Origin of the sequence: Pseudomonas sp. HN2-3 (assembly GCF_020691745.1) — a bacterium.
In the GTDB taxonomy this organism is placed as follows: domain Bacteria; phylum Pseudomonadota; class Gammaproteobacteria; order Pseudomonadales; family Pseudomonadaceae; genus Aquipseudomonas; species Aquipseudomonas capeferrum.
Genome location: NZ_CP085704.1, coordinates 3,461,592 through 3,477,311, shown reverse-complemented (window position 1 = coordinate 3,477,311; position 15,720 = coordinate 3,461,592). Strand labels below are relative to the sequence as shown.

11 protein-coding genes are annotated in these 15,720 nt (G+C 65.0%); 5 read left to right on the top strand and 6 right to left on the bottom strand.

All coding sequences use genetic code 11. The annotated features are described in order from the left end of the window. Window positions 1–59 precede the first annotated feature (59 nt). From LJX93_RS15805 to LJX93_RS15785, 5 genes are all read left to right on the top strand, one after another. On the top strand, window positions 60–890 hold the full coding sequence (locus LJX93_RS15805) for a p-hydroxycinnamoyl CoA hydratase/lyase (RefSeq protein WP_227696175.1): 831 nt from the start codon (window positions 60–62) through the stop codon (window positions 888–890). 47 nt (window positions 891–937) lie between these two features. Continuing rightward, the gene (locus tag LJX93_RS15800; protein WP_227696174.1) at window positions 938–2,386 is read left to right on the top strand and encodes an aldehyde dehydrogenase; all 1,449 of its coding nucleotides are present in this window, start codon (window positions 938–940) and stop codon (window positions 2,384–2,386) included. Window positions 2,387–2,464: 78 nt separating this feature from the next. Continuing rightward, window positions 2,465–4,324: a feruloyl-CoA synthase gene (locus LJX93_RS15795; protein WP_033698575.1), complete on the top strand. Its 1,860-nt coding sequence runs from the start codon at window positions 2,465–2,467 to the stop codon at window positions 4,322–4,324. Beyond that, the gene (locus tag LJX93_RS15790; RefSeq protein WP_227696173.1) at window positions 4,321–5,562 is read left to right on the top strand and encodes a thiolase family protein; all 1,242 of its coding nucleotides are present in this window, start codon (window positions 4,321–4,323) and stop codon (window positions 5,560–5,562) included. Before LJX93_RS15795 ends, LJX93_RS15790 begins: the two co-directional genes overlap by 4 nt. 13 nt (window positions 5,563–5,575) lie before the next feature. After that, window positions 5,576–7,318 (top strand): acyl-CoA dehydrogenase, encoded by a 1,743-nt coding sequence (locus tag LJX93_RS15785; protein WP_047583395.1) that lies wholly within the window; start codon window positions 5,576–5,578, stop codon window positions 7,316–7,318. A 167-nt stretch (window positions 7,319–7,485) separates the two neighbouring features. On the opposite strand, the gene LJX93_RS15780 is transcribed toward LJX93_RS15785, so the two are convergent. The 6 genes from LJX93_RS15780 to LJX93_RS15755 all read right to left on the bottom strand — a co-directional run bounded on the left by LJX93_RS15780 (window position 7,486) and on the right by LJX93_RS15755 (window position 15,720). Beyond that, window positions 7,486–7,950 carry a MarR family winged helix-turn-helix transcriptional regulator gene (locus tag LJX93_RS15780; RefSeq protein WP_033698571.1) on the bottom strand — a complete coding sequence of 155 codons (465 nt, stop codon included), beginning with the start codon at window positions 7,948–7,950 and terminating at the stop codon, window positions 7,486–7,488. A 128-nt stretch (window positions 7,951–8,078) separates the two neighbouring features. Further along, window positions 8,079–9,932, bottom strand: coding sequence for an ABC transporter ATP-binding protein (locus LJX93_RS15775; protein ID WP_033698570.1), 1,854 nt, complete (start codon window positions 9,930–9,932; stop codon window positions 8,079–8,081). A 106-nt stretch (window positions 9,933–10,038) separates the two neighbouring features. Next, window positions 10,039–11,304 carry an MFS transporter gene (locus LJX93_RS15770; protein WP_227696172.1) on the bottom strand — a complete coding sequence of 422 codons (1,266 nt, stop codon included), beginning with the start codon at window positions 11,302–11,304 and terminating at the stop codon, window positions 10,039–10,041. Between the two features lie 33 nt (window positions 11,305–11,337). Continuing rightward, a complete protein-coding gene (locus LJX93_RS15765) occupies window positions 11,338–12,399 on the bottom strand; it encodes a sugar phosphate isomerase/epimerase family protein (protein ID WP_227696171.1) in 1,062 nt (353 codons plus the stop codon). Between the two features lie 113 nt (window positions 12,400–12,512). Beyond that, the gene (locus tag LJX93_RS15760) at window positions 12,513–14,018 is read right to left on the bottom strand and encodes a PLP-dependent aminotransferase family protein (protein WP_227696170.1); all 1,506 of its coding nucleotides are present in this window, start codon (window positions 14,016–14,018) and stop codon (window positions 12,513–12,515) included. A gap of 118 nt (window positions 14,019–14,136) precedes the next feature. Beyond that, entirely contained in the window at window positions 14,137–15,720 is a 1,584-nt protein-coding gene (locus LJX93_RS15755; protein WP_227696169.1) for a sigma 54-interacting transcriptional regulator, read from the bottom strand.

Genomic DNA, 15,720 nt, shown 5'->3' with positions numbered 1-15,720 from the left:
TATCTGGCCGGGCTAATGTTCGGCCAACCACAAAGAACAATCAGTACAAGAGGTGTGTGATGGGCCAATACGACAACCGCTGGCAGACCGTGAAAGTCACCGTCGAGCAAGGCATCGCCTGGGTCAGCTTCAACCGTCCTGAAAAGCGCAACGCCATGAGCCCAACGCTCAACCGTGAAATGCGCGATGTACTGGAAACCGTCGAGCAGGATGCCGACGCACGCGTGCTGGTGTTGACCGGTGAGGGCAGCGCCTGGACCGCCGGCATGGACCTCAAGGAGTACTTCCGCGAGGTGGACGCAGGCCCCGAGATCCTTCAGGAGCGTATCCGTCGCGATGCCTCGGAATGGCAGTGGAAGCTGCTGCGCTTCTACAGCAAACCCACCATCGCCATGGTCAACGGCTGGTGCTTCGGCGGTGGTTTCAGCCCGCTGGTCGCTTGCGACCTGGCCATCTGCGCCGACGAGGCCACCTTCGGCCTGTCTGAAATCAACTGGGGTATTCCACCGGGCAACCTGGTCAGCAAGGCCATGGCCGACACCGTGGGCCACCGTGAATCGCTGTACTACATCATGACCGGCAAGACCTTCGACGGGCACAAAGCCGCGCAGATGGGGCTGGTCAACAAGAGCGTGCCGTTGGCGCAGTTGCGCGATGAAGTGGTGCTGCTCGCCCAGGACCTTCTCGACAAGAACCCGGTTGTGCTGCGCGCCGCCAAAAACGGCTTCAAGCGCTGCCGCGAGTTGACCTGGGAGCAGAACGAGGACTACCTGTACGCCAAGCTGGACCAGGCCCAGCTGCGTGACCCGGAGCACGGCCGCGCGCAAGGCCTGAAGCAGTTCCTCGACGACAAAAGCATCAAGCCAGGCCTGCAAGCCTACAAGCGCTGAGCGGCCGCGGTTTTCATTCCCGAACAATCAGAAAAGAGGAATGCCTGATGTTCGAGGTGCCCTTGTTAATTGGCGGTAAGGCCCGTGCGGCCAGCGACGGCGGCACGTTCGAGCGTCGCCATCCTGTCAGCGGCGAGGTGGTGTCGGTGGTGGCCGCCGCCACCCTGGCCGACGCCGACGCGGCGGTCGAAGCGGCGCAGGCGGCGTTTCCCGCCTGGGCCGCGCTGGGGCCGGGCGAGCGCCGTGCGCGCTTGCTCAAGGCAGCCGATGCGCTGGATGCCCGGCGCGACGAATTTCTGGCCATGGCCGGGGAAACCGGGGCCAAGGCCAACTGGTACGGTTTCAATGTGATGCTGGCGGCCAATATTCTGCGTGAAGCGGCGTCGATGACCACGCAGATACAGGGCAGTGTCATCCCCTCCGACGTGCCTGGCAGCTTTGCCATGGCCCTGCGCCAACCCTGTGGGGTGGTGCTGGGTATCGCCCCCTGGAATGCCCCGGTGATTCTGGCCACACGCGCTATTGCCATGCCCCTGGCGTGCGGTAATACCGTGGTGCTCAAGGCCTCCGAAGCCAGCCCGGCGGTGCATGGCCTGATCGGTCAGGTATTGCAGGCGGCCGGTTTGGGCGACGGTGTGGTCAACGTCATCTGCAATGCCCCGCACGATGCACCGGCAGTGGTTGAGCGTCTAATCGCCCATCCGGCGGTGCGGCGGGTGAATTTCACCGGGTCTACCCATGTCGGGCGCATCGTTGGGCAACTGGCGGCGCGTCACCTCAAGCCTGCAGTGCTCGAACTGGGTGGCAAGGCACCGTTCCTGGTCCTGGCCGATGCCGACCTCGAGGCTGCGGTCGATGCGGCGGCCTTTGGTGCCTACTTCAACCAGGGCCAGATCTGCATGTCTACCGAGCGGCTGATCGTCGACCAGGCGGTGGCCGATGAGTTCGTGGCCAAGCTGGGTGAGAAGGTGCGCCGCTTGCGTGCGGCTGACCCCTCGCAACCTGACGCGCCGCTGGGCTCATTGATCGATGCCGGGGCTGGTGAGCGCATACAGGCGCTGGTCGATGATGCCGTTGGCAAGGGTGCGACCCTGGTGGCAGGTGGCGAACGTACGGGCAGCGTCATGCAGCCGGTACTGCTTGACCACGTCAATGCGGGCATGAAGCTGTACCGCGAAGAGTCGTTCGGGCCGGTGGCAGTGGTGCTGCGCGCCAGCGGCGACGAAGCGCTGCTGGCCCTGGCCAACGACTCCGAGTTCGGCCTGAGCGCGGCGATCTTCAGCCGTGATACCCAACGTGCCCTGGCCCTTGCCCAGCGCCTGGAGTCGGGCATCTGCCATATCAACGGCCCGACGGTGCATGACGAAGCGCAGATGCCGTTTGGCGGGGTCAAGGCCAGCGGTTACGGCAGCTTCGGCAGCACGGCGTCTATCGATGCCTTCACCCAGTTGCGCTGGGTTACCGTGCAACATGGCGCGCGGCACTACCCGATTTGACCCACAACCTCACAACAACAATAGCGAATGCGCCTGGCGCCCCTCGGCCCTTGGCGCACTCACGCAGAGGTAGCCTTCATGGACTGCGAAACCCTCTCCGTTGCCCAGCGTGCGCCGTTGCGCGCCGTCAAGATCGGGCAGCCCCAGGTACAGGTGCGCCAACAGGGCGACGTGCTGTACCTGGACCCCGTGGAAACGCTCGATGCCTACCCTGCACGGCTGATGGAGCGCTTGCTGCATTGGGCGCAGCAGCGCAGCGAGCAGACGTTTGTCGCGCGCCGCGCTGCCGACGGGCAGTGGCAGCACATCACTTACGCCGCCATGTTGCAGCGTGTTCGACGGATCGCCACGTGGCTGCTGGGCCAAGGCCTGAGCGCCGAACGCCCGCTACTGATCCTCTCGGGCAACGACCTTGAGCACGTGCAACTGGCCACGGCCGCGCTGTATGCCGGTATTCCCTATTGCCCGGTATCGCCAGCGTATTCACTGTTGTCCCAGGATTTTGGCAAGCTGCGCCATATCGTCCAGACACTGCAACCGGGCCTGGTCTTCGCGGCTGATGCCGCCTACGGCAGGGCCATCGATGCGGTGTTCGAACCCTCGATTAACCTGGTGCTGGGCCAGGGCGAGCTGGCGGGTTGGGCGAGCACGCCATTCGCCGAGGTACTGGCCACCGTCGCCCAACCCTGTGCCGACCAGGCTTTTGCCGCCTTGCGCCCGGACAGCCTGGCCAAGTTCCTGTTCACCTCCGGCTCCACCAAGCTGCCCAAGGCGGTGGTCACCACCCAGGGCATGCTGTGTGCCAACCAGCAGATGCTGTTGCAGACCTTCCCGGAGTTCGCCGAAGTGCCGCCAGTGCTGGTCGACTGGCTGCCGTGGAACCACACCTTTGGCGGCAGCCACAACGTCGGTATCGTGCTGTACAACGGCGGCACGCTGTACATCGACGATGGCAAGCCGACGCCGCAGGGCTTTGCCCAGACGCTGCACAACCTCAAGGACATTTCCCCCACGGCGTACCTGACCGTGCCCAAAGGCTGGGAGGAACTGGTCAAGGCACTGGAGCAGGACAGCGCCCTGTGCGAGCGGTTCTTCCAGCGCATGAAGCTGTTCTTTTTCGCCGGTGCCGGTTTGTCCCAGGCCATCTGGGACCGCCTTGACGCCGTGGCCGTGGCCCACTGCGGCGAACGCATCCGCATGATGGCGGGGCTGGGCATGACCGAGACTTCGCCGTCGTGCACCTTCACCACCGGGCCGCTGTCGGTGGCCGGCTACATCGGCCTGCCGGCTCCGGGGTGCGAGGTCAAGCTGGTGCCGGTGGACGGCAAGCTCGAGGCGAGGTTTCGCGGGCCCCACGTGATGCCGGGGTACTGGCGCTCATCGCAGCAGACCCAGGAGGCGTTCGACGAAGAGGGGTTCTACCGCAGCGGTGATGCGGTGCGCCTGTGCGACCCCGGCAATCCGCAGCTGGGTTTGATGTTCGACGGGCGCATTGCCGAGGACTTCAAGTTGTCCTCCGGGGTGTTCGTCAGCGTTGGGCCGATGCGCACCCAGGTGATCTTGCAGGGTGCGCCCTATGTGCTGGATGTGGTGGTGTTGGGCCCGGACCGCGAATGCCTGGGTTTGCTGATCTTCCCGCGCTTGCCGGAATGCCGGCAGTTGTCCGGGCTTGGCGCCCAGGCCAGTGACGCCCAGGTGCTGGCATCGCCCGCCGTGCGTGACTGGCTGGCCAGCCTGCTGGCCACGCTCAACCGGGGCGCGACAGGCAACGCCAGCTACATCCGCTTCGCCGGCCTGGCCGCCGAAGCACCGTCCATCGACCGTGGTGAGATCACCGACAAGGGCTCGCTCAACCAGCGCGTGGTCCTGCAATTGCGGCACGGCCTGATCGACAGCCTGTATGCAGGGCCTGGGCCGTTGCGTGTAGACGCACCATGACGGCCCGGGGGCAGTTCCGCACGTTTGCGGCGACCGCGTTGCTAGAGGGCATCCGTACGCCGTGGGTCGATATCAATGGCGCATTCGGCCTGGTCTCGCCGACCGACCTGGGCATCAAGGCCGGCCGCGCGGTGTTGCAGCGTGCCAGGCTCGATGCCGGCGAAGTCGACAGCGTACTGGCCGGCTCCATGGCCCAGGCAGACTTCGATGCCTACATGCTGCCCAGGCATATCGGGCTTTATTGCGGTGTCGACCAGGCAGTGCCGGCGCTGATGGTGCAACGGATCTGCGCCACCGGTTTCGAGCTGCTGCGCCAGGCTGGTGAGCAGATTCAGGCGGGGGAGGCGGGCACCGTGCTGTGCGTGGCCACCGAGTCGATGTCGCGTAACCCGATTGTCGCCTACACCCACCGTGGCGGGTTCAAGCTGGGCGGCGAGGTCGGCTTCAAGGACTTTCTGTGGGAGGCATTGTTCGACCCTGCGGTGGGCATCAGCATGATCCAGACCGCCGAGAATATCGCCCGGCAATACCGCATCCCCCGCGAGGCCGTAGACGCCTGGGCTGCCATGAGCTTTGCGCGGGCCATGGAGGCGCGGGCGCGCGGGTGGTTCAGCGACGAATGCGTCAGCGTCTGCAGCGAAGTGTTCGAAGCGCCCGGCTTGCTGGCGCGCGGTATTCGCCTGCCACGTGGCGTTGAAGCTGTCACTGAAGACAGCCACCCACGTGCGACCGCGTTCGAACGTCTGCAGCAACTGCCCGCGCTTTACCCGCAGGGGGTACAGACTGCGGGCAACAGCTGTGCGGTGGTGGATGGGGCGGCGGCGGTGCTGATGTGTTCGGCCGACGCGCTGGCCGGGCGTACGCCTTTGGCCTGGTTGCGGGCCAGCAGTGTGGTGGGCGTGGCGCCCGAGGTGATGGGGCTGGGCCCGGTACCGGCCATCCGCTTGCTGCTGGCGCGGGCTGGGCTGGCGCTGGACGACATTGCCTGCTTTGAAATCAATGAAGCCCAGGGGGCGCAGATCGTAGCGGTGCAGCAAGCGCTGGGCATTGCCCCTGAGCGTTTGAATGCCTGCGCCATCGCCTTGGGCCATCCGCTGGCCGCTACCGGCCTGCGCCTGGTCATCAGTGTGGCCCGGCAACTGCGCGCCAGTGGCCAGCGTTTTGGTGTGGTCTCGGCCTGCGTCGGTGGCGGCCAGGGCATGGCCTTGCTGCTGGAAAACCCGCTGGCCATGGTTTGACAAGGAGTTTCACGTGCACAGCTATCGCGCTCCGCTGCAAGACATCCGTTTTGTGATCGATCATTGGCTGCAGGCACCGGCGGCGTGGGCCGAATGCGAGCGCTTCGCTGGCGTCGACAGTGCCCTGGCGCAACAGTTGCTGGAGGAGGGCGCGCGCTTTGCAGAACAGCAACTAGTGCCGCTGAACAGGCCCGGTGATCGCGAAGGCTGCCGGTTCCAGGACGGCCATGTGAGCACGCCAACCGGGTTTCGCCAGGCTTACCAGCGTTATGTGGACGGCGGCTGGCCAGGCTTGGCCTGCGCGCAGGCGCACGGCGGGCAGGGCCTGCCGCTGCTGCTCGGCGCTGCGCTGCACGAAGTGATCTACGCCTGCAACCATGGCTGGGCCATGTACAGCGGCATTGCCCATGGCGCCTACGAATGCCTGCGTCAGTTTGGCTCTGCCGAGCTTCGCCAGGCCTGGCTTGGCAAAATCGTCAGCGGTGAGTGCCTGCCCACCATGTGCCTGACCGAACCCCAGGCCGGTAGCGATGTGGGGCTGCTGCGCACACAGGCGCGGGTAGATGAAGCCGGGGCTTATCGGCTGACCGGCAACAAAGTATTCATTTCCGGCGGCGAGCACGACCTGACCGACAATATCCTGCACCTGGTGCTGGCGCGGTTGCCCGATGCGCCCGCAGGCAGCCGTGGGATTTCGCTGTTTCTGGTACCCAAGCTGACTGAGCAAGGCCGGCTCAATGGCGTTCATTGCACCGGCATCGAACACAAGATGGGTATTCACGCCAGCGCCACCTGCAGCCTGAGCTTCGACCAGGCCGAAGGCTGGCTTGTCGGCGAGCCGCAGGGTGGCTTGGCAGCGTTGTTCGTGATGATGAACAGTGCCCGTACCTACGTGGGCCTGCAGGGCTTGGCCCATGCCGAAAGCGCTGGCCAGCGCGCCTTGGCGTATGCGCAGGCGCGCCTGCAGATGCGCGCGGTGCTACGCCCCGAAGGTGCATTGGCCGCTGCGGCGGACCCTGTGGCTTTTCACCCGGCCGTGCGCCAGGTGCTCTGGCAGTCTCGGGCGATGACCGAAGGCATGCGGGCCATCGGTTATTGGAGCGCCCACCTGATTGACCTTGCCGAGCAGGCGCAAGGCATGGCCCGGCAAGCGCTGGAGGCGCGCATCGCCTTGCTCACCCCGGTGGTCAAAGCCTTTTTCACCGAGCAAGGGTTTCAACTGGCCAGTGACGCGCTGCAGGTGTTCGGCGGTTACGGTTATGTTACCGAGTCGGGCATCGAGCAAACCGTGCGCGACAGCCGCGTGGCGATGATCTACGAGGGCACCAACGAGATCCAGGCCAACGACCTGTTGCTGCGCAAGGTCTTGGGCGATGGTGGCGAGGCCCTGCAAGCACTGTTGGCCCACGTGCTGGAAGAAGCAGGCCTGGCCAGCGACGCTGAAGGCATGCGCTGGGCGCAGCAGCTGCGCGTTGCCAGCGACGGCTTGCAGGCGTGGGTGGGTGGGCTTGTCGAGCACGATGACCAGGAGTACGCCTACCGCGCTGCGGGTGATTTTCTCCAGGCATTGGCAATGTTGTTGCTGGGCCATGCCTGGGCCCGGTCGGCACGCCTGGCACTGGTGCACGCGGATCAACCGTTCTACCGGCGCAAACGCCAGACGGCGGCGTATTTCTTTGACCATCTGTGGTTGCGTTTTGCCTATCGGCTGCAGCGGCTGCACGCGGCGCAGCTGCCATTGCCGTTCGTGGGCTGACACCACCCTTCAAGCCCGCTCTGGAACCTGTGGGAGCGGGCTGGTCCCGCGAATGGGGCCACGCGGTGCCTGGCACCGGCTTAGCCGGTGTTCGCGGGACCAGCCCGCTCCCACAGGTTCTCTGCGCGACAGCGCAGTTCAAAGGGCTGGGCAACCCTTCCGGCAGCCTAATAAGCCTTGCGCAGCAGGGCGAGCAACTGCTGGCGCTCGTCATCATTCAGGTTGGCAGTGGCGGCGCGGTCGCTTTCTTCGGCGACGCCGTACAGCGTTTTCAGCAGCTTTTCACCCGCCTTGCTCAGGTACAGGCCATACGAGCGCTTATCTGCCTTGCTGCGCACCCGCAGGGCCAGCCCGGCTTCTTCCAGTTTGTTGAGCAGGGGCACGACCTGGGGCGGCTCGATGTTCAGCGCCTTGGCCAGCTCGGCCTGCGTGGGGCCGGGGTTCTGCGCGATGATCGCCAACGCGGAGAACTGTGCAGGCCGCAGTTCGTACGGTGTCAGGCAATCGACAAGGTGCTGGAACACCTTCATCTGCACGCGACGCAAGGCGTAGCCAACCAGGTCATTGAGGTCTGCCGGCGCGCTGGCCTCGCTGCCGTCGGCGCCCGATTGGAGTGCAGGGGAAGTCTTCATGCGGTCTCGTGTGTCAGGGGTGGTAGGGACAAAAATGATTAACAAGTATAACCGATGCCGAGCGCCTGCAAACAGCGCCACCTTCCGGGTGAGGGGCAGCCTTCGCAACCGGCTGCCACCGCTCAGGCTTACTCCATGGCCTCCGCCACCCCCTGGTCCTCACCCAGGAACCCGCCACTCTGGTGCTGCCAGAGCCTGGCGTAGGTGCCGTTGCGGGCCAGCAGTTCGGCGTGGGTGCCTTGCTCGATGATGCGCCCCTCATCCATGACGATAAGCCGGTCCATGGCCGCGATCGTGGACAGCCGATGGGCGATGGCGATGACGGTCTTGCCTTGCATCATCTCGTTGAGGCTTTCCTGGATGGCGACTTCGACTTCCGAATCCAGCGCGCTGGTGGCTTCGTCGAGCAACAGGATCGGCGCGTTCTTGAGCATCACCCGAGCAATGGCAATGCGCTGGCGTTGGCCACCGGAGAGCTTGATACCGCGTTCACCCACCAGCGTGTCGTAGCCGCTATGGCCTTGCCGGTCGCTCAATTGTTCGATGAAGCCGTCGGCCTGGGCATTGGCCGCAGCCGTGCGGATTTGCGCGTCGGTTGCGTCGGGGCGGCCGTAGGCGATGTTGTCGCGGATCGAGCGGTGCAGCAGGGAAGTGTCTTGCGTGACCATGCCGATGGCGCTGCGCAGGCTGTCCTGGGTGACCTGGGCGATGTTCTGCCCGTCGATGCGAATCTCGCCGCTGTCCACGTCATAGAACCGCAGCAGCAGGTTGATCAGCGTCGACTTGCCGGCGCCGGAGCGCCCCACCAGGCCGACTTTTTCGCCCGCGCGAATGTTCAGGCTCAGGCCGTCGAGCACCTGCCGTTCACCGTTGTAGTTGAAGCTGACCTTGTCGAAGGCCACTGCGCCGCCGCGGGTTTCCAGCACGCTCGCGTTCGGCGCATCCTGCACCTTGGGGCCGCGGGTCAAGGTGGCCATGCCGTCCTGCACGGTGCCGATGTTCTCGAACAGGGCGGTCATCTGCCACATGATCCAGTGCGACATGCCATTGACACGCAAGGCCATGGCGGTAATCGCCGCCACGGCGCCGGTGCCTACCTCACCCTGGTGCCAGAGCCACAGGGCATAGCCGCCTGCGCCAAGGATCAAACCGACCACCAGGGCCTGATTGACGATCTCGAACTGGCTCACCAGGCGCATCTGGCGAAAGCCGGTTTGCTTGAAATCCTCCATCGCCGCACGCGCGAAGTGCGCTTCGCGCTTGGAGTGCGAAAACAGCTTCACGGTGGTGATATTGGTGTAGGCGTCGGAAATTCGCCCGGTCATCGATGAGCGCGCATGGGCCTGCTCCTGGCCGACTTTGCCCAGGCGTGGCACAAAGTACACCATCGCCAGCCCGAATAGCGCGACCCAGGCAATGAACGGCAGCATCAGCTTCAAGGCGAAGCCGCCCGCCAGGGCGATGATGGCGATGAAGTACACACCGATACCGGGGGCGATCTCGATGAGGGTGAACAGCACTTCGCGCACTGCCAGCGCCGTCTGCATCACCTTGGTGGTGACCCGGCCAGAGAACTCGTCGGAAAAGAACGACAGGCTTTGCCGCAGCATCAGGCGATGGAAGTCCCAGCGCAGGCGCAGCGGCAAATTGATCGCCAACACCTGGTGCTGCACCATCGTGCGCAGTGCCACCAGCCCGATACTGGTCATAAGCACGATGCCGATACCCCACAGCACGCTGCGTTCCTGCCCGGCTGCAGCGCCGCCGGCCTGCCAGGTCGAGAGCAGGTCGACGACCTGGCCAAGGAAGGAAAACAACCAGGCTTCGTAGATCGACACCGCCGCGCTGAGCAAGGCCAGCGCAAGCACATAGCCACGGGCACCACGCGTACACGCCCAGAGGAAGCGCAGCAGGCCGACCGGTGGCGGCGGCGCCTCGTCGGGTGGGAAGGGGTCTAGCCGTCGTTCAAAAACACCAAGCATGGTGGGCTCCCAAAAGGTTCAGTTGTACCGCGCGCTGGCGTCAGATGCCAGACCGACATGGAAACCGAACCCCTCAGGCTTGCCACTGGCCCATGCGCTGCGCGGGTCAGGCCTGCGCCGCACGCATCCCATCAGAGGCCACGGATTGCTTGCGCACTGCCCGATAGAGCAGGCTGGACACCATGAACCCTGCAAGGGCCAGCAGGCTCATCAAGATGAAGACGACGGTATAACCCTGCTGGCCAGGGAAGTGGTCGAGGATCGCGCCGTAGATGACGTAGGCAAACATGCCGGGTGCGTAGCCGATCAGGCAACCGATGCCGAAGGCGGACCCGGTGATGTGCTGGGGTATGCCGACTTCACCCATGGGCGCCCAGAACACGCCGCGCATGGAGAACACGATCAGCGCAAAGGACAGGGTGGCGGCCATGCCGGCATAGATGAAGCCCGGGCTTTTGGGGATCAGCAGGATCACTGCCATCACTGGCAACAGCGCCAGAAATGCCCATTTCAGGTAGCGGCTGGTGCTTTTGAACTGTTTGTCGGCAATGAAACCGCCGGCAGGCCCGCCCAGGATCTTCAGGAAGTACTGGTTGATGATGCCGTAGGCACCCACCAACGCCACGGGCAAGCCGTACATTTCCTTGAGGTAGGGGATGAAGTAGGTCAGGCCGCAGTAGACGATGTAGACCATGAACACGTTCAGGCTGACCAGCCAGATCCCCGGTACCTTGATCGCTTCCATCAGGTTCGCCAGGCCGTTTTTCGGTTTGGCCACCGACGGCGCGTTGCCGCCTTTGAGCAGGAACCAGGTCAGGGTGCCGGCCAGCAAGTCGATCACCGAGTAGAACAGGATCGCCGACTTCAGGCCGTTTTCGCCCGAGCCCATGGCAACGAACACCCCCAGTGCGGCAAAGGCGACCAGTGTATCCACAACGCCACGCCCGCCTTCGAGCAGGCCGAACAGGCGCCCTTGCTCCTGGTCGTTACCCAGGTTGCGGATAGCCTTGAGCAGCGAGGGCCAGAACAGGCAATCGGCGCACACGGCCAGCAGGCTGAACACGATCAACAAACTGCTGAACGGGGGGAAGGTTGCCAGGTACACGCCCAGGCAACCGGTGCCGATTAGCCCGAGGGGGATCAGCTTGCGCGTCTCGAAGCGGTCGGCGAGCAGGCCGCCAACCACGAACAGGGCTGTGGCGATGACCGCGTTGGCACTGAGCAGCAGGCCGATTTCAGTGTGGCTCAGGCCCATGAATTCCTGCATGGGAACGTAGAAAGCGTCCTTCAGGTTCGCCAGCTTGTAGACGGTGCCGCCGCCCAGGATGAGGATCAGGAATCGGAGCCATTTGGCTTTGTTCTGGGATGTCATTGTTGTTCTCCGCAGGTAATCGGGTCGCCAGGGTCAAGCGTTGGCCAAGGTCAGCTCGGCCAGGGTGCGAAATTCGCCCAGCAGGCCGCGCACGTAGGCCACCTGGTTGTTGGCCCAACGGTGTTCGTCGGCCAGCATGCGCGCCAGGGTGAAACCGGCAGGCAGCGGGGTTTCGCTCATTTCCCGATAAGCGATGAAGGGGTCGGCCGCTTCCTGCTGCTGGCGGAAGGCCGGGGCCACGTAGTGGTTTTCCTGTTCGAGGATGAAGGCGATCACCTGCGGGGCTGTGTCGCCCAGCATCAGCAATTCGTACAGCATGCGTGCACTGGGCAGGTCGTCCTCGGCGCTGCCCTGCAGCACGCCGTAATGGCCGAAGCCGTTCTGTTCGGCGACGATGCGCACCCCCTTGAGGTGGCTTTGGCGGATGTGCGGCGCCAGGTTGCGCAGGGCTTGCAGCGGCTGTTCGCAGGCATTGATCATGTTGCCGAAGTCGAACAGGGCATGCAGGCGTGGGTGGTCGAGGCGCTTGAGCAGTTGGGCGATCTCGTCGCTCTTGAGCTCTTCGTGCTGCTCGAAGTCAAAGTACAGGTCGTGGGCGTCGGCCTGTTGCGCCAGGTAGTGCAGGTCGCTCTCGATGATGTCCATGACCCGCGACAGCGTGCCCTCGTAACGCGAGTAGACGCGGATGTTGCGTACCCCCAGGGCCTTGGCGATGGCGATCACCTGGTCGACATCCTGTTTCAGCGTGCTGCTGATTTCCACGTGCACGTCCAGCCCCAGTGCCTGGGCCTTGTCGGCAAACGCCTGGAGCTGGCCGGGGGACATCTGGCTCAGGCTGTTCTGCTCGCCGTCGAGCACGTGCAGGCTCAGGCCTTGCAGTTCGTGGCGATAGGCGAAGTCCAGCAGGTCGGCGGGGGTGACGTGGCCGTGGGTGAGGTTGGTCAACAGCGGATAGGCGTGGGCAAACAGGCGCACCTGTGCAAGGCGTTCGAGCAACCGTTGGGCCAAGGCGGGCGTCAGCATGGGGGCTGCCGCGTGTTCGACCACCTTGTGGCTGAGCAAGGCGTTGAAACGTTCCTGGATCTTATTGTTCATTAGCGTCGTTCCTGGTTCAGACGCCGGGTTTTGCCGGCCCAGCCTTTATCGCGCCAGTCAGGAACGTTCGATAGATCCATTATCCATCAATCGATAGGACCACTTGCCCGGCCTCAAGCGTTGCCGGGCAGATACCCCAGTGCGCGCAGGGCCCGGGCCAGCGCCTCGACCCGCGTCGCGGCCTGGTTTTCAGGCGTGCCGGCAAAGCCGATCAGCAGCGCCGGCGGTTGCGCATGGGCGATGCTGTAGTCGCTCAAGGGGTAGGTGTGGATGCCATGCTCGGCCAGTTGCCGGGCGATGTCTGCGTCGCTGAGGTGGGTGGGCAACCAGGCGATCAAGTGCATGCCGGCATCGGCCGGGGTGAGGGTGAAGAAGCCGCCAACCTGCAGTTCAAGTTGTTCGATCAACGCCTGCTGGCGCGCCTTGTACAGGCCGCGTATGCGGCGGATGTGGCCAATGAAGTGACCTTGGGCCATGAAGTCTGCGGTGGTTGCCTGCAGCAGCGTCGGCGGGCTGCGGTCCATGACTGCACGCAGGGTGCAGAAGGGCTCGACCAGCGCCGGCGGCAGAATCACGTAGCCCAGCCTGAGTGATGGAAACAGCACTTTGCTGAAGGTGCCGACATAGATCACCCGGGCCATCTGGTCCAGGGCGTACAGCGCGGGCAGCAGGCGGCCGCTGTAGCGCAACTCGCTGTCGCAATCGTCCTCGATGATCCAGCTCTGTTGCTGTGCGGCCCAGTCGATCAGTGCCTGGCGCCGCGCATAGCTCAAGGTGACGCCCAGCGGGTGCTGGCGCGAGGGTGTGCAAAACACCAGCCGCGCCTCAGGGCACTCGCTCAGCCCTTGTTCGACATCGATTCCGTCAGGGTCGACACGCAACGCCGTCACCCGTGCCCCTTGCGCCTGCAACGCAATGCGCGCGGCGATGTGCCCCGGGTCTTCCATCCACACGCTGTCCTGAGGGTTGAGCAACAGCATGCCCAGCAGGTTGAACGCTTGCTGCGCGCCGGACACGATCACCACCTGCGCGGCCTCGCAGTCAATGCCACGGGCATCGAACACGTACTCGGCGATCGCGCTGCGCAGGGCGTGCAAGCCTTGCAACTCGCCGTACCCCAGCATCGCCTTGGTGGGTTTGAGCAGGTGCTGGTTCATCAGGCGTCGCCAGACCGCCTGGGGGAACGCTTCATAGGTGCTGTGGCTGGGCAGGAAAGACGTCGGTGTGGCGGGGTCCCAATCGGCGTACGAAATGCCGCGAAAATGGTCGCTACGCAGCGACAGCATCGACTGGCTCAGGTCGGACAGGCGCGGTGGCGGCTGCTGTTGCTCGGCCTGGCCGCCCCGGCTCTCCCACTCGCTGCCGACATAGGTGCCGGCGCCGGTGCGCGAGGCCAGGAAACCTTCGGCAATCAACTGATCGAACGCGTTGAGAATGGTGATTCGCGACAGCCCCAACTCGTGGCTCAACGTACGGGTCGAGGGCAGGCGGACGCCGCCCTGCATCCTGCCGTTGAGTATCTGCTTGCGAATCTGCAGGTACAGTTGGCGGTACAGGGGAAGGGTGCTGGCGCGGTCCAGCTCGATGGCCGACAGCAGCAAACCTGCGGCAGTTTTCATGGCATGTTCGTCTGCGGGGGAAGTAATTGAGCCTGAAACCCTCAGGCCTGCAGAAGCCAAGGGTATCGGGCGTTACGCGATAAGTCATCCGTAAGCTGAGCATGGCTGTGCTCGCCGCTCAGGGCTGCGCCCGCAGCCGCCGCCACAGGGTGCTGCGGCTGACGCCCAGGCTACGTGCGGCTTGCTCCATGTTGCCGTCGTAGCTGGCCAGCGTACGCCGGGCATGCGCCGCCTCGGCGGCCTTGCCCAGGCTGCGCAGGTTGTCGTTGACGGTCAGTGGCTGGGTGGGGGCCTGCGGCTGTTGGAAAAACTCCGGGAACAGGCTGGCCAGGGCGATGCCATCGGCGCCCTCCAGGGCGGGGGCACACAGGGCGGCGCGCTCGGCAATGTTGTCCAGCTCACGGATGTTGCCCGGCCAGCTGTGGCGCAGCAGCATGGGCAGCAGCGGCTGCAACTGCGGTGCGCCAAGCCGTGTTGTGCCGTGCCGGGCGAGCAGCGCTTCGAACAGCGGCAGGATGTCTTGAACCCGCTCACGCAGGGGCGGCACCACCAGGCGCAGGATGTTCAGCCGGTAGAACAGGTCGGCGCGAAACTGCCCGCTGGCGATGCGCGCAGGCAAGTCGCAATGGGTGGCGGCAATCACGCGGATATCCACCGGTGTCGGCTCACAGGCGCCCAGGCGCAGCACCTCGCGCTCCTGCAGCACGCGCAGCAGGCGGGTTTGCAGGGCCACGGGCATGTCGCCGACTTCGTCGAGGAACAGCGTGCCACCGTGGGCCAGCTCGATCAGGCCAGGCTTGCCGCCCTTGCGCGAGCCGGTGAACGCGCCATCTTCATGGCCAAACAGCTCGCTTTCGAGCAACGACTCAGGCAAGGCCGCGCAGTTGATGGCCACGAACGGCCCCGGCTGGCGGGCGCTGGCGTGGTGCAGGCTCTGCGCCAGCCATTCCTTGCCGGTGCCGCTTTCACCGGTGATCAGCACCGTGGCGTTGCTGGTGGCGTAGCGCTGCGCCAACTGCACGGTCGCGCGAAACGCCGGGGCGTCGCCGAGCAACTGATCGAAACGATAGCGGGTGGTGAACGGCTGTGGGGTGGGCGGCTTGCGCGCGCGCCGGGACCGCGCGCGCAGGCGGTCGAAGGCCTGGCGCAGGCTGTCGCTGTCCAGGGCGAGCACGCCTTCGGCGCCGGCCGCATCAGCCAGCTGGCAGACCGTAGGCGAACCGATGATGACTTCGACGCCGTCCTGCACCAGGCGCTCGACCTGCGCCCGGGCTTGTTCCAGGCTGGTATAGGTATGTTGCTGAACCCGCAGGTCGAACAGTGGCGGCGGGGTGGCCGGGCCGGGGTGCTGGCCAAAGTTGAGCACGCCGACCCGCTTGGCGCGGCGGCGGGCCAGGGTGAGGGCGCGGGCCAGGTCGCATTGGCCTGGGTGCAGGGCCAGCACTTTGGTCGTCAGGTGCTGGCGCAAGTACTCGGCGACGGCACCGGAACACAAAATGATGTCTGCCCGCTGGTGGCGGTCCAGGTCGCGCGCCAGCGGCAGCAGTTCGGCCAGGGTGGTTTCGATCACCTCGATATGGGCCTGCTGGCGGTAGTCGGCGCTGACCTGTTCGATCAGGCGCGCCATGCGGCTGGGGGCCGGTGGCTGGCGCAAGTGGGTGACCAGCGCGAGCACGCGTGGCAGGTAGGCGGCAACGGGCAT